The sequence below is a fragment of the Paenibacillus sp. GCM10023250 genome (assembly GCF_042653205.1).
Lineage (GTDB): Bacteria > Bacillota > Bacilli > Paenibacillales > Paenibacillaceae > Paenibacillus_Z.
Genome location: NZ_JBHSHY010000017.1, coordinates 42,262 through 60,587, shown reverse-complemented (window position 1 = coordinate 60,587; position 18,326 = coordinate 42,262). Strand labels below are relative to the sequence as shown.

General features: G+C 59.2%; 19 protein-coding genes. 15 read left to right on the top strand and 4 right to left on the bottom strand.

What is annotated here, in order from left to right:
* Positions 1-242: 242 nt before the first annotated feature.
* From ACFPB1_RS15035 to ACFPB1_RS14995, 9 genes are all read left to right on the top strand, one after another.
* Positions 243-761 (top strand): sigma-70 family RNA polymerase sigma factor, encoded by a 519-nt coding sequence (locus tag ACFPB1_RS15035; RefSeq protein WP_379226661.1) that lies wholly within the window; start codon positions 243-245, stop codon positions 759-761.
* Positions 758-1,969, top strand: a complete 1,212-nt coding sequence (locus ACFPB1_RS15030) for a hypothetical protein (protein ID WP_379226659.1) — start codon at positions 758-760, stop codon at positions 1,967-1,969. Before ACFPB1_RS15035 ends, ACFPB1_RS15030 begins: the two co-directional genes overlap by 4 nt.
* Positions 1,966-2,970 (top strand): ABC transporter ATP-binding protein, encoded by a 1,005-nt coding sequence (locus ACFPB1_RS15025; RefSeq protein WP_379226656.1) that lies wholly within the window; start codon positions 1,966-1,968, stop codon positions 2,968-2,970. Before ACFPB1_RS15030 ends, ACFPB1_RS15025 begins: the two co-directional genes overlap by 4 nt.
* A complete protein-coding gene (locus ACFPB1_RS15020) occupies positions 2,967-3,818 on the top strand; it encodes an ABC transporter permease (protein ID WP_379226654.1) in 852 nt (283 codons plus the stop codon). The genes ACFPB1_RS15025 and ACFPB1_RS15020 overlap by 4 nt, the downstream gene beginning before the upstream one ends.
* 39 nt (positions 3,819-3,857) lie before the next feature.
* Positions 3,858-4,784: an ABC transporter ATP-binding protein gene (locus ACFPB1_RS15015; protein WP_379226652.1), complete on the top strand. Its 927-nt coding sequence runs from the start codon at positions 3,858-3,860 to the stop codon at positions 4,782-4,784.
* A complete protein-coding gene (locus tag ACFPB1_RS15010) occupies positions 4,777-5,517 on the top strand; it encodes an ABC transporter permease (protein ID WP_379226650.1) in 741 nt (246 codons plus the stop codon). The genes ACFPB1_RS15015 and ACFPB1_RS15010 overlap by 8 nt, the downstream gene beginning before the upstream one ends.
* A gap of 248 nt (positions 5,518-5,765) precedes the next feature.
* The gene (locus ACFPB1_RS15005) at positions 5,766-6,959 is read left to right on the top strand and encodes a SulP family inorganic anion transporter (RefSeq protein ID WP_379226647.1); all 1,194 of its coding nucleotides are present in this window, start codon (positions 5,766-5,768) and stop codon (positions 6,957-6,959) included.
* Between the two features lie 2 nt (positions 6,960-6,961).
* Positions 6,962-7,885, top strand: coding sequence for an AraC family transcriptional regulator (locus ACFPB1_RS15000; protein ID WP_379226645.1), 924 nt, complete (start codon positions 6,962-6,964; stop codon positions 7,883-7,885).
* 136 nt (positions 7,886-8,021) lie between these two features.
* Positions 8,022-9,530, top strand: coding sequence for an alpha-glucosidase/alpha-galactosidase (locus ACFPB1_RS14995; RefSeq protein ID WP_379226644.1), 1,509 nt, complete (start codon positions 8,022-8,024; stop codon positions 9,528-9,530).
* A 106-nt stretch (positions 9,531-9,636) separates the two neighbouring features.
* On the opposite strand, the gene ACFPB1_RS14990 is transcribed toward ACFPB1_RS14995, so the two are convergent.
* The 4 genes from ACFPB1_RS14990 to ACFPB1_RS14975 form a co-directional block, all read right to left on the bottom strand.
* Complete coding sequence (locus ACFPB1_RS14990) at positions 9,637-10,401, bottom strand: pirin family protein (RefSeq protein WP_379226642.1); 765 nt, start codon at positions 10,399-10,401, stop codon at positions 9,637-9,639.
* A 58-nt stretch (positions 10,402-10,459) separates the two neighbouring features.
* Complete coding sequence (locus ACFPB1_RS14985; protein ID WP_379226640.1) at positions 10,460-10,828, bottom strand: DoxX family protein; 369 nt, start codon at positions 10,826-10,828, stop codon at positions 10,460-10,462.
* A 118-nt stretch (positions 10,829-10,946) separates the two neighbouring features.
* Positions 10,947-11,393: a MarR family winged helix-turn-helix transcriptional regulator gene (locus tag ACFPB1_RS14980; protein WP_379226638.1), complete on the bottom strand. Its 447-nt coding sequence runs from the start codon at positions 11,391-11,393 to the stop codon at positions 10,947-10,949.
* A gap of 392 nt (positions 11,394-11,785) precedes the next feature.
* Positions 11,786-12,511: a hypothetical protein gene (locus ACFPB1_RS14975; protein WP_379226636.1), complete on the bottom strand. Its 726-nt coding sequence runs from the start codon at positions 12,509-12,511 to the stop codon at positions 11,786-11,788.
* Between the two features lie 349 nt (positions 12,512-12,860).
* Between ACFPB1_RS14975 and coxB the strand changes: the two genes are divergently transcribed.
* The 6 genes from coxB (at position 12,861) to ACFPB1_RS14945 (ending at position 18,250) form a co-directional block, all read left to right on the top strand.
* Positions 12,861-13,904, top strand: coding sequence for a cytochrome c oxidase subunit II (gene coxB, locus ACFPB1_RS14970; RefSeq protein ID WP_379226634.1), 1,044 nt, complete (start codon positions 12,861-12,863; stop codon positions 13,902-13,904).
* 68 nt (positions 13,905-13,972) lie between these two features.
* Complete coding sequence (gene ctaD, locus ACFPB1_RS14965) at positions 13,973-15,826, top strand: cytochrome c oxidase subunit I (RefSeq protein ID WP_379226754.1); 1,854 nt, start codon at positions 13,973-13,975, stop codon at positions 15,824-15,826.
* Positions 15,823-16,443 (top strand): cytochrome c oxidase subunit 3, encoded by a 621-nt coding sequence (locus ACFPB1_RS14960; RefSeq protein ID WP_379226632.1) that lies wholly within the window; start codon positions 15,823-15,825, stop codon positions 16,441-16,443. Before ctaD ends, ACFPB1_RS14960 begins: the two co-directional genes overlap by 4 nt.
* Positions 16,444-16,446: 3 nt before the next feature.
* Entirely contained in the window at positions 16,447-16,764 is a 318-nt protein-coding gene (locus tag ACFPB1_RS14955) for a cytochrome C oxidase subunit IV family protein (RefSeq protein WP_379226630.1), read from the top strand.
* A gap of 84 nt (positions 16,765-16,848) precedes the next feature.
* A complete protein-coding gene (gene ctaG / locus ACFPB1_RS14950; RefSeq protein WP_379226628.1) occupies positions 16,849-17,751 on the top strand; it encodes a cytochrome c oxidase assembly factor CtaG in 903 nt (300 codons plus the stop codon).
* A 34-nt stretch (positions 17,752-17,785) separates the two neighbouring features.
* Positions 17,786-18,250, top strand: coding sequence for a DUF420 domain-containing protein (locus ACFPB1_RS14945; RefSeq protein WP_379226626.1), 465 nt, complete (start codon positions 17,786-17,788; stop codon positions 18,248-18,250).
* Positions 18,251-18,326: the final 76 nt, after the last annotated feature.

The window sequence follows — 18,326 nt, the reverse complement described above, 5'->3', positions numbered from 1 at the left end:
CAAGGTTAAGCAAGCTAAGCAGAGGCTGTGCACGGCAGGCCGCGGCGCAAAGGAGCGCCTGACCGTCGCAGGCGCAAGACGGGTCCGGCAGGGTTATATCCCTGCCGGGCTTTGTTTTGTTTTCGGCGGGTATCGGGCGGGGGTGAAGGCACCCCGGATCGCGCACCAGAAATTTCTTGGTTGAGGTATGCTATAGATACACCACATCCATCGTCTTAAGGAGTGAAGGAGGCGATAAGCGTATGCCGCAAGAGGAAAGGCCGGCGAAGTTCCAGGCGCTGTTCCGGGAGCATTATCCGTCGGTGCTGCGGAAAATCACCCTGCTCGTCGGGGACCGCGCCGCGGCCGAGGATTTGACGCAGGACGTGTTCCTGCGGCTGTACCGCAATCCGCCGGAGGACCTGGAACGCGTCGGCGCCTGGCTGCATCGCGTGCTGACCCGCATCGTGTACGACCATTATCGCAAGTCGGGCCGGGAAGCGAATTTGACGGAGAAGCTGCAGGCGATGTCCGAGGAGCGGTCGGTACCTTCGAACGAGACGGCCGTCATCCAGAATTGGGAGCGGGACGTCGTGCGCAGCGTGCTGAACAAGCTGTCCGAACGCGACCGCAACGCCTTATTAATGAAGGAAAAAGGCTACAGCCACGCCGAGATCGCCGAAGCGCTGCAGGTGAACCCGAAAATCGTCGGGACGCTGCTGATGCGGGCGGCCAAGCGGCTTAAGAAAAATTTGTTGACGGAGGAGGCCATGGAGTCATGAACGAACGGAAGCAAGCGGACAAGCGCGGTCCCGAGCTCGACGTGACGGACGAACAGATCGAAGACGCGCTGAACCGATTGTTCAAGGCCGTGAAGGATGAGCCTGTACCGGATCGATGGAGGGAGAGAGCGGAGATGGGGACGAAACCGGAATTGACGCCGGCTATGAAGCCGGCCATGAAGCAAACGGAGGGATTCGGTTCGGCCGGAGCGGGGATGAAGGAGGAGCAAGCGCCCGGAAGCCTGACGGCAGGCGGGGGAATCGCGGATCCGTTCGGCTTGGAAGATCCGCAAGGGGAGCGGATGCGGGCCGCGCTCGCGCCGGGAGCCGCGCGGAAGCGGCGCCAGGCCAAGCGCAGATGGCTGTCGGCCGCGGCGGCCGTCGTCGCGGCGGGCACGATGCTGTTCACGTCCTGGGGCCAGGACGTCATGGCGGGCATGCTGAACACGTTCCGGGTGCAGCATTTCGAGACTGTTTCGTTCAGTCAAGAGGATCTGAACGGGTTCCGTGATGCATTGGAGAACGGGACGATCGGCAAGCAGCAGCTCGATATGAGCCGGTACGGCGAGATCGAGCATAACGGAGACGGGAAGCAGCGCGACATCGGGGCGGCGGAAGCGGAGAAGCTCGCCGGACGCCCGCTGAAGCAATTGCCCGGAGCCGACTTGAAGGCGATCGAATACATGCCGCAGCAGCAGCTCACGTTCAAGCTGCATCCGAAGGAGATCAACAAGCTGATCGCGCTGCTCGGCGGCAAGACGGAATTCCCGGCTGCGATCGACGACGCGCCAATTACGCTGACGGTACCGGGCAGCTTCACGACGGACATCCGCGATCCGAAGACCGGCGATACGTCCAAGCGTCTGATGCAGCTGCCGTCCCCTTCGCTGGACGTGCCGAGCGGCGTCGACGTCGATCAGATTCGCCAGGCGGTGCTCGACCTGCCGGTGCTGCCGGATGACCTGCGGACCAAGCTGGCCGCGATCGGCGACTGGCGGACGACGCTGCCGGTGCCGACGATCGAGGGCAAAGGCGATATGCTGCACACGGTGACCATCGCCGGCCATGACGCCATCGTCTCGACGAACGGCCACGAGCGGATGCTGATCTGGCTCGAGAACGACTGGATGTACGTGCTCGGCGGCTCCGACGACGCCTATCCGACCGAGGAAGCCATTATGAAGGAAGCCAAAGGATTGATGAAATGACGATGCTGGTCACGCGGGGACTCACCAAAACGTACGCAGCCGGAACCGGGTGCCTCGATATTTCCTTGGAAATAAAACCCGGGCAGATCTTCGGTCTGCTCGGTCCGAACGGCGCCGGCAAGAGCACGTTCGTGAAAATGGTCATCGGCCTGCTTCGGCCGGACGCCGGCGGCGGCACGCTGCTCGGCAAGCCGATCGGCCATCCGGAATCGCGGCGGGGGCTTGGGTATTTACCCGAGCTTTTCCGCTTTCAGGATTGGCTGACCGGCGAGGAGGTGCTGCGCTATCACGCCGGCTTGTACGGCAAGTCGCTGGGCGAGACCCGCTCGCCGGCGATGGCGGCGCGCATCCGCGACGTGCTGGCCATGACCGGCCTCGGCAAGCGCGGCCAGGACCGCGTGCGCCAATATTCGAAGGGGATGCAGCAGCGGCTCGGCCTTGCCTGCGCCCTGCTTATGAACCCGGAGCTCGTCATTCTCGACGAGCCGTCCTCCGCGCTTGATCCGATCGGGCGCTACGAGGTGCGTCAGCTGCTCGAGCGGCTTCGCGCCGAAGGGAAGACGGTGTTTCTGAACACGCACTTGCTTGAGGATGTGGAAGCCGTGTGCGACGAGGTGGCGTTCCTCCATCTCGGGAGGCTGCGGGCGGTGGGCACCATGCGGGAGCTGCTGCACGCCGGCACGAGCTGGGAGACGACGGTCGGCGGCTGGCAGCCGGAGCTGGCGGACGCGGTTGGACGCGGTCTGCTGCCGGGCATGTCGCTCTCGGCGGTCCGGCAGGAGCCGGACGGCAGCGCCGTCCTGCGCGTGACGGCGCAACACCGCGAGCAGATCGGCCACCTGAACCGGCTGCTGATCGAAGAAGGCGTGACGCTGTACGAAGTGAAGCCGGTCCAAGGGAAGCTGGAGGAATGGTTCCTGTCGATGACGGGCACGAACGGTTCCGCCGCGGACAGCGGCGCGCCCGGCGCAAGCGGCGGGAAGGGGGGCACGGAGCGATGATGTGGATCGCGTTCGCGGGGAAAGAGCTGTTCCGCAAAAAAATCGTGCTCGTCACCGGCGTATTGACCCTGCTGTTCATCGGCATGTTCAACTTCGGCCTGTATAAAATGACGCACGCGGAAGTAAGCGGGCTTCGGCCGCCCTTCGCCCACCTGCTCGACGGCGTCGTGCTGCTCGCGGTCGGTCTGATGTTCGCGGGTATGATCGTCGCGTTTCTCGTCTTCTTCGCCACGATGGGCACGATATCGGGCGAGATCGAGAACGGGCTCATGCTGGCGGTATTGTCGCGGCCGATTCCGCGCTGGAAGGTCTACCTCGGCAAATATTTCGGCACGGCGTTCTGGATCTTCCTTTACTGCACCGTGCTGTTCCTGGCCATTCTGCTGCCCGTTCACTTCATGGCCGACGTGCCGATCGAGGCCGGCAGCCTGCTCCGCTCGTGGCTGCTGTTCTGCTGGGGGCCGCTGCTGCTGCTCGCGCTGTCGCTGCTCGGCTCCTCGTATCTGCCGATGCTCGGCAACGGCGTGGCCTGCGCCATTCTGTACGGACTTAGCTTGTTCATGAACTTCGCGGAGTCCGTCTTCAACCTAAACGGCGGGAACGAGACGCTCAGCAGCATCTCGCTCGTCGTCTCGATGTTCATGCCGGCGAACGCGATGTTTTACCGGCTGACGTACGAGATCATCGGCGGGCTCGACTTGCCGCTGCTGCCGGACATGCTGAACATGCTCGGGCCGTTCTCGCCGTCCAACGCGCCGAGCCCGGCGTTCGTCGCGTATTCGGTCGTCTACTGGGCGGCGCTGCTGGCGCTCGGCTGCCGGGCATTCAAGCGGAAGGACATTGCATAATCGCATCAACGACATGGGAGAGGGAGCGTTCGAACGATCATGGCACAACCGATCTTGCACGTGCAAGGCTTATACAAACATTATAAAGGGGTCAAGGCGGTCGACGGCGTCGACATGCGGCTCAATCCCGGCGACATCTACGGCTTCCTGGGGCAGAACGGCGCGGGGAAAACGACGACGATCCGCATGATGATGGGGCTGATCCGGCCGTCCTCGGGCTCCGTCAAGCTGTTCGGCGAGGAGGTCGGCAAAGGCGGGAACGCGGTGCTGCGCAAGGTGGGCTCCGTGATCGAATACCCCGGCTTCTACCCGAACCTGACCGCGGTCGAGAATCTGGAGATTCACCGCCGGCTGATGGGCGTCAAGGACAAGGACGCGCTGGAGGATTCGCTTCGCACGACGGGGCTGTGGGACGCGCGCAACCGCAAGGCGTCGAACTTCTCGCTCGGCATGAAGCAGCGGCTCGGCATCGCCCGGGCGATCCTCCACCGGCCGGAGCTGCTCATCTTAGACGAACCGACGAACGGCCTCGATCCGATGGGCATCAAGGAAATCCGGCAGCTCATCCAGGAGCTGGCCCAGAAGCGGAACATTACGATTCTCGTGTCCAGCCACATCCTGAGCGAGGTCGAGCAGCTGGCGACGAAGGTGGGCATCATCCACCGCGGCGTCATGCTCGAGGAAGCGACGATGCAGGAGCTGAAGCACAAGAAACGTCAATATATCGGCCTGCAGGTCGACGATTTCTCGAGGTCGCAGGACCTGCTGCGCGATGAACTCGGCGTCCGGGACTGCCGGCTGGAGGACGACGGCTGGCTGCGCGTCTACGACGAGGGCCAACAGCCGTCCGAGATGAACCGGCTGCTCGTTCGCGAAGGCATCGAGGTCAGCAGCCTGGTCGCGATGAAGGATTCGCTCGAGGACTACTTCGTGCGTCTGGTCGAAGGAGGTGCCGCGCTTGCTTGATTTGATCGCTTGCGAATGGTTGAAATGGAAACGGTCGCGCATGCTCTGGCTCGTGCTGCTGGGCGCGCTGCTGCCGGCGCTGCTGATGTTCCTCGTCCAGCTGAACTCCGCGAGCAACGGCCAGCCGTTCCAGTGGAAGGACTATTTCGAGACGCCGCTGCAAATCATGGCGATGCTCATGTGTCCGGCCCTCTTCTCGCTGCTCGTCGGCTACTTGTTCGCCCGCGAGTTCCAGGAGCGGACGGTCAACAACATGCTGACGGGACCGCATTCGCGGCTGGCCGTGCTGACGGCCAAGTTCATCATCGCATTCCCGGTGCTGCTCGCGGTCATGCTGCTGACGTTCGTGCTCGTGCTCGGCTCCGGGCTCGTCTTCCAGGGCGCGGCTTCGTCGCTGACGATGAAGCTGTTGTTGGGTGAAGCGGGCAAATACGGCCTGCTGCTGGTCCTGCAGTACGCGCTCTCGCCGATCTCGGCTGCGGTCGCCCTGCTCTGGCGCAGCTACATTCCGGCGATGGGGCTCGGCATCTTCGCCGTCATCTCGGAGCTGACGATCATGCAGTCCAAGTACATTATGTATTATCCGTGGAGCGCGACGTTGAACTTGACGACGAACCTGTCGCCGAGCATGAATTCGGCCTCAATCGGATATACGACGATCGCGATCGCTTTCGTCGTGCCGCTGCTGTTCATCGCCGGATTCTTCCGGAGGGCGGACGTGCACAGCGGGTAACGGCTTCGGGCGGAAGACTTGCAGGCGGTAAGCCGTCTGCTCCGTGCTGCATGAAGCGATAAGTACGAAGAAGAGCGTCCGGGCCGAGGTCCGGGCGCTCTGCTGTCGTTATGGGGCGGATGCGCGTGCCGGCTCGCAAAAATTGAGCGTTGACCTGCCCTTGGTACGTTGTTATGCTAACCGTTAGAGCAATCAATGGGCCGGTCCACGCCGGCGCTCGGACTACTTACACGGTTAGAGGTGACGATTTGAACGGTACTTGGCGCAAACAATGGACGTCGGACGTGAAATTGAACGTGCTCGCGGGCATCACGGCCACGCTTGCCCTGATTCCGGACTCGCTGGCGTTCTCGTTCATGGCCGGCGTGCCGCCTACGGTCGGCATTTATGCTTCCATCTGCATCCTGCTCGTCATTACGTTTCTCGGCGGGCGGCCCGGCATGATCTCCGCCGCCGCGGGTTCGATGGCGGTGCTGATGCTGACGCTCGTGAAGGAGCACGGCATCGCGTATTTGTTCGCGGCGACGGTGCTGACGGGCGTGCTGCAATATTTAATGGGCGTTTTCAAGCTCGGCAAGCTGGTGAGCTACGTGCCGAAGCCGGTGCTGACGGGCTTCGTCAACGCCTTGGCGATTCTCATCTTCATGTCGCAGCTGCGGTATTTCGATCATGCGAACTGGACGATGTACGCGCTGGCGGCCGCGGCGCTGCTGATCATCTACGTGCTGCCGCGCTTCTTCAAGGCCGTCCCGTCGCCGCTCGCGGCCGTCGTCCTGCTGACGATCGCCGTCTGGGCGTTCGGCATCCACGACGTGAACCGGATCGGCGACATCGCAGCGATCGACGTGTCGCTGCCGTCGTTCCTGCTGCCGGACGTGCCGTTCACGTGGGAGACGCTGGGCATCATTTTGCCGTATTCGCTGTCGCTGGCCGTCGTCGGCTTCACGGAGACGATGCTGACTCAGAACCTGCTCGACGATACGACGGGAGAGCGGACGGACAAGAACCGCGAGATGCGCGGCCAGGGCATCGCGAACTTCGTCGCGGGCTTCTTCGGCGGCATGGCCGGCTGCGCGCTCGTGGCGGAATCCGTGCTGAACGTGCGCATGGGCGGCCGGAACCGGCTGTCCACGCTCGTCGCCGCGCTGTTCCTGCTGCTGCTCGTCGTCGTGCTGGGCGACCTGCTGTCGCTCGTGCCGATGGCCGCGCTCGTCGGCATCATGCTGATGGTGTGCGCGGCGATCTTCGATTGGAAGTCGGTCTTCAAGGTGCGCGAGGTGCCCGTAACGGAGACTGCGGTCATGGTCTTGACCGTCGCGGCGGTCGTCGTGACGCATGACTTGGCGGTCGGCGTCATCGTCGGCGTCGTCGCGAGCGGCCTCTTCACGCTGCTGCTGCGCCGATCCCGGAGACGGGAGCGGAACCGCGCGATCGAAGGGTAGGGATGCGGATGCGGGACGGCGGCCTCTACGAAACGCGATGGCGGATGGATGGAGATTACCGTCCGAAGATCGTCGCGTACTATTATAAGCAGTGGGACGATTTCCACATGGCATTCCATACGCATGACTGGACAGAATTCATGTACGTCCTCTCCGGGACGTGCACGGTCGAGACGCCCGGCGGCGCGATGGCGATGCGCAAGGGCGATCTCATTCTCTTGGACGCCGGGGTGCCGCACAAGCTGATCGTCGGGAAGGACAGTCCGTGCCGGATGCTGAACGTCGAGTTCTCGTTCAAGCCATGCGACGGCGTATACCCGTCCATGAAGCAGCTGGCCGACAGCGACGCCGAATTCGCGGCGTTCTTGGCCCGCCGGCTCGGCACGATCGTGCTGCGGGATTCCGCGGACGTACAGCAGATTTTGAAGAGCCTCGTGCTCGAGCTCGACATCGGCGGGGCGGGTGCGGGCAAGGAGAATATGACGAACCTGCTCATCTCCCAGCTGCTGATCCGCGTCGCGCGATTGACGGCGGAAGGGACCGCGGACGGCGCCGACCGGCAGATCCACCGTTACGTCCGCATCGCGGCGGAGTACATCCATCAGCATTACGACTGCGACATTCAGGCGAGGGACGTCGCGGCGGCGGTCAGCCTGCACCCGGTCTACCTGCAGCGGATATTTAAGGCGAACATGGGCATGTCCTTAACGGAATATATAGCGGAGCTGCGCGTGGAGAAGGCGAAGATGCTGCTGGCCCGCACCGACGTGCCGATCATCGAGATCGCCGATTACGTCGGCTTGAACAGCCGCCAATATTTCAGCCTGCTGTTCAAGAAGCTGACCGGCTTGTCGCCCGCCGCGTACCGCAAGTCGCAAGCCTCCATTCAAGCGTTCTCCGGCGAGGCCGGGAGCGGCGGAAGCTGAATGGATTTCCGAAGTTGAAATAGTTGACATCTCGGACGCAATCCCGTTGCAAATGTGGAAACGCCTTCTTTTGGCGCCTGTTACAATGAGGGTAGTGAAATTCACCACCCCAAACGGCGTAGAGGAGGCTTTTTTGATGGCTTTTAAAGTAGCGTTTGTCGGCGCGGGCAGCATCGGGTTTACGCGCGGTTTGATGCGCGATTTGCTCGCGGTACCGGAGTTCAAGGACATTCAAGTTGCGTTTACTGACATTAACGCCCACAATCTCGACATGGTGACACAGCTCGTTCAGCGGGATATCAACGAGAACGGCTTGGCCATCGAGATTCAGGCGACGACGGACCGCCGCGAGGCGCTGAAGGACGCGCGTTATATTTTCTGCGTCGTACGCATCGGCGGCTTGGAAGCATTCCAGCACGACGTCGACATTCCGCTCAAGTACGGCGTCGACCAATGCGTCGGCGACACGCTGTGCGCCGGAGGCATCATGTACGGCCAGCGCGGCATCGCGGCGATGCTCGAGATCTGCAAGGACATCCGCGAGGTGGCCGAGCCGGACGCGCTGCTGCTTAACTACGCCAATCCGATGGCTATGCTGACGTGGGCTTGCAACAAGTACGGCGGCGTCCGCACGATCGGGCTGTGCCACGGCGTGCAGGGCGGCCATCATCAGATCGCGCGCGCCCTCGGCCTTGAGAAGAAGGACGTCGACATCATCTGCGCGGGCATCAACCACCAGACGTGGTACGTCTCCGTCAAGACGAACGGCGTCGACCGGACCGGCGACCTGCTGGAGGCGTTCGAGCAGCATCCGGAATTCAAGCAGACGGAGAAGGTGCGCATCGACATGCTGCGCCGGTTCGGCTACTATTCCACGGAGTCGAACGGCCACTTAAGCGAATACGTGCCGTGGTACCGCAAGCGTCCGGACGAGATCAAAGACTGGATCGATCTCGGCAGCTGGATCAACGGCGAGACCGGCGGCTATCTGCGCGTCTGTACGGAAGGCCGCAATTGGTTCGAGACGGACTTCCCGAACTGGATGAAGAGCGAGCCGTATGTCTACTCGGCCGAGAAGCGCGGTGAAGAGCACGGCTCCTACATCATCGAAGGGCTGGAGACCGGCCGCGTCTATCGTGGACATTTCAACGTCGTGAATAACGGCGTCATTACGAACCTGCCGGACGATGCCATCATCGAAGCGCCGGGTTACGTGGACCGCAACGGCATCAACATGCCGGTGGTCGGGGATCTGCCGCTCGGCTGCGCCGCCGTGTGCAACGTCAGCATCTCCGTGCAGCGGCTGGCCATGGAAGCCGCCGTCCACGGCGACGACAAGCTGCTGCGCCAGGCGATGATGATGGACCCGCTCGTGGGCGCGGTCTGCAACCCGAAGGAGATCTGGCAGATGGTCGACGAGATGCTGGTCGCGCAGGCGAAATGGCTGCCGCAGTATTCGGCCGCGATCGAAGCGGCGGAGCAGCGGTTGGCGGCGGGCGATCTCGTGCCGACGCGCGAAGGGTATCAAGGGGCGGCGCGCCTCAAGACCAAGACGATCGAAGAGCTGAAGCAGGACCGCGAAGCGGCGACCCGCAATGCCGGCGAAGCCGATAAGGCGAAGGAACGCCCGGCGGCCGCGCACTGATCGAACGGGCTTCGACGAAGGACAAAAGGCTCCGCAAGCCGCGATGGCGAACATCGGGCGAGCGGAGCCTTCTTACGGTCAGGTTAGCGGAGGATTAACGTTTCGGCTAAAGGGCATAGTCGACCGCAGTCGGCACATCGATCAGAATGAGACGCAGCGGCGCGTCAGGCTTGGCGGAGAGGACGACCTCGTCCGCGCGGTCCGCCCGCACGAGGACGAAGTCCTTGTGCTTGACGTCGGTCCGGTTGTCCGGCTGCCCCGCGTAGGACCATATCCCGTCACCGCGAATAGCAAGCGCCGTCAGCGTTCGGCCGTCTTCGACCGGATGACGGTAGACGGCGCCCGGCGCGATCTCGACGTCCCACATGCGGGCGTCGGCGACGATGGCGATCGGCGACCCTTCGCCGATGACGGTTTTCTGCGTGAAGCCTTCGCCCGCGCGGGCCGGGAAATCCTCATGCTCGAATTGATGGTAGGTCGGCATCGTTTTGAGCGCGTCCTGGATCGGCGGCTCGAACCAGATCTGGAAGCCTTCCATGTCCGGGCCGATGAAGCGTTCCTCGTGGCTGACGCCGGAGCCGGTCTGCATGAGCTGAACCCCGCCGGCGCCGATGGTGCTCTTCGTGCCGAGCGTATCGCCGTGCTCCGCCTTGCCGGCCACGACGTAGGTCATGATTTCGAAGGCTTGATGCGGATGAAGCGGGATATAGCCGTCGTGTTGGGCATGCGCCCAAGCCCAGTAGAACAGTGTGCTGACCCGTTTGACGACGGAGCCTTCGCCGGAGAAGCCGATCGGCTTCTGCTCGGTGATGTTCCCGCCGTCGAAAGCGCCCTTCGCCTGTAAAGTCGGACCGTATACGAGTGTTTGCATCGTGCATGCCTCCTGTTGGATGTGGCTTTATTACAGTCGTTGCTTATCGTCTGCCGTCTTAGGGAACCGCGTATTCGCCGGGGCCGACGAGCGCAATGCCGATCGCGACGGCGATCAGGATCACGTTGTATTCCATGCCGTTTTGTCTGACCCAGTAGCCGTGCCGGAAGTGGATGGATGCGATCGCGCCGAGCATCGTCAGCACGATGAGAACGGCGGCGACGACCACCCATAGGCCGAGCGCGAACAGCAGGCCGCCGAACAATTCGGCCAATCCCGCGAGCAGGGCGATCGCGAGCCCTGGCTTCAGGCCGATGGAGCTCATCCAGCCGCCGGTGCTCTTCAGGCCGTAGCCCCCGAACCAGCCGAACAGCTTCTGTGTGCCGTGTCCGGCCAGCGTCAAGCCGACAGCCAGGCGTATGATCAATAATCCTAGCGCGATACCGATTGCGATCTCCTCCGAGGGGATGCGCGCATCCCGAATGTATTCATGTCCGTTCTTGCGTCGGCCGTTTCGCGCTGCTCAAGGCCGACGGGCGGAGCCGCTACGTAAAACTGTTTTGCGCGGCGATCCCCAACTTTTTCAACAGTTCGGTCGCTTGGCGCTGCTCTTCCGGCGTCAAGCCCTGGACCGCTTTCGCGATCGCCTCGGCATGAGGCGGGAATGCTTCCTCGATGAACCGTTTCCCATCCTCCGTGATTTCGGCGAACGTGACGCGCCGGTCGGTCGGGCACGCTTTCCGCTTGGCGAGCCCCTTATCGGCAAGCTTATCGATTACGTACGTAATATTGCCGCTCGTCATGAGGATTTTCTCGCCGATCTGCTGCAGCGGCTGCTCGCCTTTATGATACAATAGCTCCAATACGGCGAATTCCGTCGGGTTCAGCCCGCGTTTGCGAATATCCTGATGCACGTGGGCGGTGACCCATTGATGCGCCCGGGAAAGCGTGATAAACAGCCGGAGCTCGTCGTCTCGGCCGGTTGCCGTCATATCTGCCACCTCGCTTGCTTGTTTTCTCAATATTCATTATCTTTATTTAAAAATAAATCGTTTCGGTCGAAATGTCAAGCGGGTACGCGACGGAGGTCAACATCCTTCGCGGGCAACTTATGTGGATATATATAATGAAGAAACGGGTAAAAGTAAGCATGATGGAGTGCGGAATTATCGCTCGGAGGCAGGCAAAAAGGCTCCCGCGATGCACGGGCATTGCAGCAGCGCAGATAATCGGAGAAGGATGAAGGGGCTCATTCGGCAGTAAGAGACTGACATAAGCAGGAAATCTAATTTTTTTCTTCATTATATATATGTAAAACAAGAAGACCGGAGCGTCCTTCTCGCGCACCCCGGCCCTATGCCTTTTATCGAACCGTGCGCGGCAGTTACTTGCGCGGCGCGGCGCGGCCTTGCTGAACGTCCAGAGGAGCCGGTACTTCGTTGCCCCCTGCGAATTGATGCTTCACCAGCTGGTTAAAGGAGGCGAGCCATGGCTTCAGCGAACGGCCGGCCCACGCTTCCTGGGCGTACTGCACCAAGTGGTTGTTGAATTCCTTGTTCGCCGAGATATGCACTTCCTGCACTTTGGGCGCCAGACGGCGGACATGGACTGCGATCGTCTGCTTCAGCTCGCCGGACAGCTGGTTATGGTCGTTGACGGTAAAATACGAGTTATAAGGCGTCGCGATGCGCTGATTATTCCAATAAGGACTTCCCGTTTCGTTATTGTAGACGCCCTCGGTCGAACCGGTATTGTCCTGTTCGCGCTTGCCTCCGGCACGGTGCGTGTGCGTCGCGGTCCAGTCGGTCGTAATGCCGACGTAGGCGTTTTTGTCCGTCAGCATGACGAGCGCGCCCGCCACGCCGTTGATATTGGAGACGTCGTTGGACAGCAGGGAGCTGTATTCGAACCAGGCGTTATCGTGCTGGCCCGGCATGCCGCTCATGGTGCCGTACATGCGGCTGCCCAGCATTTTCGGATCCCCTTTGTTCTGACTGCCGTAGTCGTACGTGCTGTTCTGAACGTAGCGCTGATAATTGCAGCCGCTGATGACGGCGAGGCATAGCGCCACGGCGGCCAATAAGGTGATGGATCGTGCTTGCTTCTTCATCAAGGTCGCTCCTTTCGTAAGCCTATCCTTAGAATGGGCGCCGAAACTTCAAATATGCATGGGCGCGCGATACATAAAGAACCATGGTTTAGGCACACAATGAAGGATAGACATGGAGCCTCAATTCCGAAAAATGGCAAGCGAAAAAACGCCGAAAATCATGGATTTTCAGGCTATGAGAACATTTTGTGAACATCTCTGGGAAGATTGACAAAAAGCACCTGCAACTTTATATTTATTAAAGTGATTAGATTGCGGAAGTTGTCTAAACATCAGGATTTGCAAGCAGCAGAGCCGCTTTTTGCACCGTCTACGGCTGCTGTCAAAACGTAAAAAGTGGGGTTGATTGATGATGAATCGGTGGCACGTTCTAAAACGGCTATTGCCGCTTCTGGCCGGAATGGTGTTGCTGCTGTCAGCTTGCGGACGAGCTGACCTGTCGACGCTGAAACCGCAAGGGCCGGTAGCCGAAGAACAGTTCGGACTAATGAAACTTACGATCACGATCATGGTTATCGTCGTTCTGGTCGTATTTGCAATCGCTGGATACGTAATCCTTCGTTATCGCCGCCGTCCGGGCGACAAATCGATCCCGGTTCAAGTGGAAGGCAATCACAAACTGGAGATTATCTGGACGGTTATTCCGATTGTGCTCCTGATCATTATCGGGATTCCGACGGTCAACTCCGTATTCGGTCTTGCAAAAGACTACACGAAAGATCCGAATGCCATTCAAATTAACGTAACCGCACATCAATACTGGTGGGAATTCGAATATCCGAAGCTCGGCGTCAAAACCGCCCAAGAGCTCTTGATTCCGGAAGGCACAATCATCTCCGTGGAAGCGAAGACGGCGGACGTTCTGCACTCCTTCTGGATTCCGTCGCTGGCCGGCAAGACCGACACGAACCCGGGCGGAAACGTTAACACGATGTACTTCAAAGCCGATCATACCGGCGTATTCCTCGGCAAGTGTGCGGAGCTCTGCGGACCTTCCCACTCCCTGATGGATTTCAAAGTGAAAGTCGTGGACAAAGCTTCGTTCGATCGCTGGGTAGCGGCAATGAAAAATCCGGTTGCGCTTCCGCAGGATCAAGAAGTCGCGGACTTGCTCAATAAACAATGTCTGTCCTGCCACGCTATCGGCGGCAACGGCGGACCTGCGTTCCCGAACTTGACGGGCATCGGCGGCCGTCAGACGGTAGCCGGCATCCTGGTCAACACGGACGACCCGAAATACAAAAACGAAGGCACGGTCGAAGAGAACCTCGAGAAATGGATCGCGGATCCGCAAGCGGTCAAACCAGGCACACTCATGCCGAAGGTCGATTTGACCCAAGATCAAGTGAAAGCCATCGCTAAGTACTTGGCGGGATTGAAACTAGACTATTAAACAGTGACGGAATGAAGGAGGTACCTACTTTGGCTCACGCACATACGGTTAAACGGTATAGCGGCCTGATGGACTGGCTAACGACCGTTGACCATAAAAAAATCGGCATTCTGTACTTGATCGCCGGGGGCTTCTTCTTCCTCGTCGGCGGTCTGGAAGCGCTGATGATCCGGATTCAATTATGGAAACCGCTTAACGACTTCGTTGCGGCGCATACGTTTAACGAATTGCTGACAATGCACGGGACGACCATGATCTTCCTTGCGGCGATGCCGATCATCTTCGCGCTAATGAATGCGATCGTGCCGCTTCAAATCGGCGCGCGCGACGTCGCGTTCCCGTTCGTCAACGCCATCGGTTTCTGGACATTCTTCGCGGGCGGCGTCCTGCTGAACGTCAGCTGGTTCGCCGGCGGAGCGCCGGATGCGGGCTGGACGTCTTACGCACCGCTCGCCACACCGACATTCAGTGGCGGACACGGCGTCGACTACTATGTCATCGGTCTTCAAATCGCCGGTATCGGTACGCTGGTCGGCGGCATCAACTTCTTGGCTACGATCATCAACATGCGCGCGCCGGGCATGAGCTTCATGCGCATGCCGATGTTTACTTGGACAGCGTTCATTACTTCCGCGCTGATCCTGTTCGCTTTCCCTGCGCTGACGGTAGGTCTGGTCGCGATGATGTTCGACCGGCTCTTCGGCGGCAATTTCTTCGAACCGACCAACGGCGGTAACGCCGTTCTCTGGGAGCATATCTTCTGGATTTTCGGACATCCTGAGGTATATATCCTGATCCTTCCGGCCTTCGGCATCATCTCCGAAGTCATCAGCACGTTCTCGCGCAAACGGTTGTTCGGTTACAGCTCCATGGTTTTCGCAACGGTGCTGATCGGCTTCCTGGGCTTCATGGTTTGGGCGCACCATATGTTCACGACGGGTCTCGGACCGGTAGCGAACGCGCTGTTCTCCATCGCGACGATGCTGATCGCGGTACCGACGGGGATCAAAATCTTCAACTGGCTGTTCACGATGTGGGGCGGTTCCATCCGGTTCACGACCGCTAACCTGTTCGCCGTCGGCTTCGTTCCGACGTTCGTCATGGGCGGCGTTACCGGCGTTATGCTCGCTGCCGCGCCGGCGGACTTCCAGTACCACGACTCCTACTTCGTCGTTGCCCACTTCCACTATGTTATCGTGGGCGGCTTGATTCTGGGCTTGTTCTCCGGCCTGTTCTACTGGTGGCCGAAGATGTTCGGCCGCGTACTGAACGAAGGGCTTGGCAAGCTTTGCTTCTGGACCTTCTTCATCGGCTTCCACCTGACGTTCTTCGTGCAGCATTTCCTCGGTCTGATGGGGATGCCGCGCCGCGTATGGACGTACCTGGACGGCCAAGGCTTCAACAACTTAAACTTGATTAGTACGATCGGGGCGTTCCTGATGGGCCTCGGCACGATCTTCTTCCTGCTGAACATCGTCATCACGTCGTTCAAGCCGCGCAACGCGGTGAACGATCCGTGGGAAGACGGACGTACGCTGGAATGGTCGATTCCGTCCCCGGCTCCGGAATACAACTTCGCGCAGACGCCGCTGGTTCGCGGTTACGACGCATTCTGGAAAGAAAAGATGGACGGCAAGAAGGAAATGCTGCCGGCCGAGCCGCTCGGTTCGATCCACATGCCTTCGCCTTCGATTCTGCCGCTCATCATGGCAGTCGGCCTGTTCATCTCCGGTCTGGGCTTCATGTACGGCAAAGGCGATTACGGCGACGGCTTCAAAGCGTTCCTGTTCAACAACCATATCGTAGCGATTCTCGGCTTGGCGATTACGCTGGCCTGCATGTTCCTGCGTTCGGTGTACGACGATCATGGCTTCCATATCGAACCGGATGAAATTACTGGGGATAAGGGGGTAAAAGCATGAGCGCACATTCGCACGTAGACGGCAAATTGCCGCACGAGCCCGAGAAAGCGACGCTCGAGGCGCGCAACAAGGTGCTTGGCTTCTGGCTGTTCCTTGGCGCCGAAACCGTATTGTTCGGTACGCTCTTCTCCGCGTTCCTGGCCCTGCGTCATCAAGTCGGCGACGGCAATCCGAGTGGCCAAGAGCTGTTCGAGCTTTCGATAACGGCCTGGGCGACGTTCATCCTTCTTACGTCTTCCTTGACGAGCGTGTTCTCGATTCAGGCGATGCACTTGAACAAAGTCAAGGCGATGCTATCGTGGCTAATCGTGACGATTCTGCTCGGCGCGGCGTTTCTCGGCCTCGAGATTTATGAGTTCGCGAACTATGTGGAAGAAGGCCACAAGTTCTCGACGAGCGCATTTAGTACGTCCTTCTATACGCTGGTCGGCTTCCACGGCGCGCACGTCCTGTTCGGGGTTCTCTGGATCCTGCTGCTGATCCTGCAGATCTTCAAAAAAGGCTTGACCGTCGTGACGGCTCCAAAGATATATGTAGCCGGTATCTACTGGCACTTTATCGACGTCGTGTGGGTATTCATCTTCACCGTCGTGTATTTGATGGGAAAGGTGGGCTAAAGAATGTCCGAACAACATTCCGCAGTCGATGAGCACAGCAAGCACCACAAACACGAAGGTCCCAAGAAACACATCATCGCGTTCATCATGTCCATCCTTCTGACAATCATCGCGTTCGCGATGGTTGCAGCAGGCGAAATCAATACCACGTTCATCTATATGTTCTTGGTTCTTATGGCGTGCATCCAGGTGTTTATCCAAATGGGGTTCTGGATGCACATGAAGGATCGCGGTCACGCGTTCCCGATCATCGGGATCCTGATGGGAGTCTTCGTCGTATTCACGATTGTCATCATGGCCGAGTACTGGGCATGGTGGTAAAACGTCCATAAATTGAAGAGGGGGAGGTCCTTGCCGACCCCTCTTTTGTTGTAAATGAGTGTCGCCTTGGAAAGGGGTACCAGCATGCTCGGATTGCAATATTTCAGCTTTGAAGAGTTGTGGAGCCCATGGTTTTTCTTCTTGATGGCAGCGTTAGTCATCCTTTATTTCTATTTAGCTGGACCGTGGAAGGAAAAGCATGCGCCGTCGGAGCCGAGAGTCACTGGCCTGCAGAAGACGTTGTTCGTGTCGGGTATGGTGTGCTACTATATGGCACAGGGCGGACCGCTCGAGCTGCTCGGCCATTTGATGTTTACGTTCCATATGGTCAACATGTCGTTATCGTATTTGATCGCGCCGCCGCTGCTGCTGCTAGGCATTCCAGCGTTTATTTGGCGCCGCGCGTTCCGTGCGTCCTTTTGGTCCAAGCTGAACTGGACGATGAATCCGATTTTTACGCTTGTGCTGTTTAACATGCTGTTCTCGCTCTACCACGTGCCGGTGGTGCATGATTATGTCATGACGCATTTTGCCGTGCATCGAATCTATTATTTGGTATTACTTGTCACTTCGTTTATGATGTGGTGGCAGATCGCTTGTCCGGTGCCCGAGTGGCATCGCTTGACAGACGTGCGCAAGATGGCTTACATTTTCGCGAACGGATTGCTGCTGACGCCGGCCTGCGCGCTCATCATCTTCTCGGGTCAGTCCATGTACGCGACGTACAACGATCCCGAAGTGTGGGCGAAAGCCATGGGCTATTGCGTGGCGGGCGATCCGACGATTCTATTATCGAAGTTCACCGGCCCCAGCTTCTTCAATTTATTGTCCCCGAAGGACGATCAGCAGCTCGGCGGCGTCATTATGAAGCTCGTTCAAGAGGTCATGTACGGCTGCATTCTGGCCTATGTCTTCTTTCACTGGTATAAAAAAGAGCACGGAGATTCGGCGGACGACGAAATTCCCGACAACGGCGCTTTGAATTAAACGCATATTTGTGCAGAAACGGACGGGATGAATCTTGTCAAAGTACGATATTTTGCCTACGATCAGTACCTCTTTCATCGTCATCAGCGCGATTCTGGTCGCGATCGGCTGGAACCTCGCAATCAAGCGCAAACTGGACGCGCATAAGAAGGTCATGCTTGCCGGCGCCGTCTCCGCGCTGCTGTTCTTCTTGATCTATATGTCCCGCACGGTGTTCGTCGGCAACACCGACTGGGGCGGCTCGGACGAAATGAAGCCGTATTACCTGACGTTCCTCTTCTTTCATATCGTCCTCGCGACGGTGGGCGCGATTTTCGGCATTACGACCTTAACGCTCGCCTTCCGCAAGAGCTTCAATAAGCACCGGAAATGGGGACGCGTAACCTCGGTCGTTTGGTTTTTCACGGCCATTACGGGCGTAGTCGTCTATGTGCTGCTCTATCTGATGTACCCGGGCGGCCATACGAAGCCGGTGCTGGACGTCTTATTCGGCGGCTAATCGACATCAGAATAACAGATCAAGCGGTAAATCTCCTTGTGAGGTTTACCGTTTTTTTTGTACAATGAATGTTAGT

Excerpts from the sequence above, each read along its gene's own strand:
- ACFPB1_RS15035 (WP_379226661.1), top strand. The coding sequence starts at position 243 with ATGCCGCAAGAGGAAAGGCCGGCGAAGTTCCAGGCGCTGTTCCGGGAG.
- ACFPB1_RS15030 (WP_379226659.1), top strand. The coding sequence starts at position 758 with ATGAACGAACGGAAGCAAGCGGACAAGCGCGGTCCCGAGCTCGACGTG.
- ACFPB1_RS15025 (WP_379226656.1), top strand. The coding sequence starts at position 1,966 with ATGACGATGCTGGTCACGCGGGGACTCACCAAAACGTACGCAGCCGGA.
- ACFPB1_RS15020 (WP_379226654.1), top strand. The coding sequence starts at position 2,967 with ATGATGTGGATCGCGTTCGCGGGGAAAGAGCTGTTCCGCAAAAAAATC.
- ACFPB1_RS15015 (WP_379226652.1), top strand. The coding sequence starts at position 3,858 with ATGGCACAACCGATCTTGCACGTGCAAGGCTTATACAAACATTATAAA.
- ACFPB1_RS15000 (WP_379226645.1), top strand. The coding sequence starts at position 6,962 with ATGCGGATGCGGGACGGCGGCCTCTACGAAACGCGATGGCGGATGGAT.
- ACFPB1_RS14995 (WP_379226644.1), top strand. The coding sequence starts at position 8,022 with ATGGCTTTTAAAGTAGCGTTTGTCGGCGCGGGCAGCATCGGGTTTACG.
- ACFPB1_RS14990 (WP_379226642.1), bottom strand. The coding sequence starts at position 10,401 with ATGCAAACACTCGTATACGGTCCGACTTTACAGGCGAAGGGCGCTTTC.
- ACFPB1_RS14980 (WP_379226638.1), bottom strand. The coding sequence starts at position 11,393 with ATGACGGCAACCGGCCGAGACGACGAGCTCCGGCTGTTTATCACGCTT.
- ACFPB1_RS14975 (WP_379226636.1), bottom strand. The coding sequence starts at position 12,511 with ATGAAGAAGCAAGCACGATCCATCACCTTATTGGCCGCCGTGGCGCTA.
- coxB (WP_379226634.1), top strand. The coding sequence starts at position 12,861 with ATGATGAATCGGTGGCACGTTCTAAAACGGCTATTGCCGCTTCTGGCC.
- ctaD (WP_379226754.1), top strand. The coding sequence starts at position 13,973 with ATGGACTGGCTAACGACCGTTGACCATAAAAAAATCGGCATTCTGTAC.
- ACFPB1_RS14960 (WP_379226632.1), top strand. The coding sequence starts at position 15,823 with ATGAGCGCACATTCGCACGTAGACGGCAAATTGCCGCACGAGCCCGAG.
- ACFPB1_RS14955 (WP_379226630.1), top strand. The coding sequence starts at position 16,447 with ATGTCCGAACAACATTCCGCAGTCGATGAGCACAGCAAGCACCACAAA.
- ctaG (WP_379226628.1), top strand. The coding sequence starts at position 16,849 with ATGCTCGGATTGCAATATTTCAGCTTTGAAGAGTTGTGGAGCCCATGG.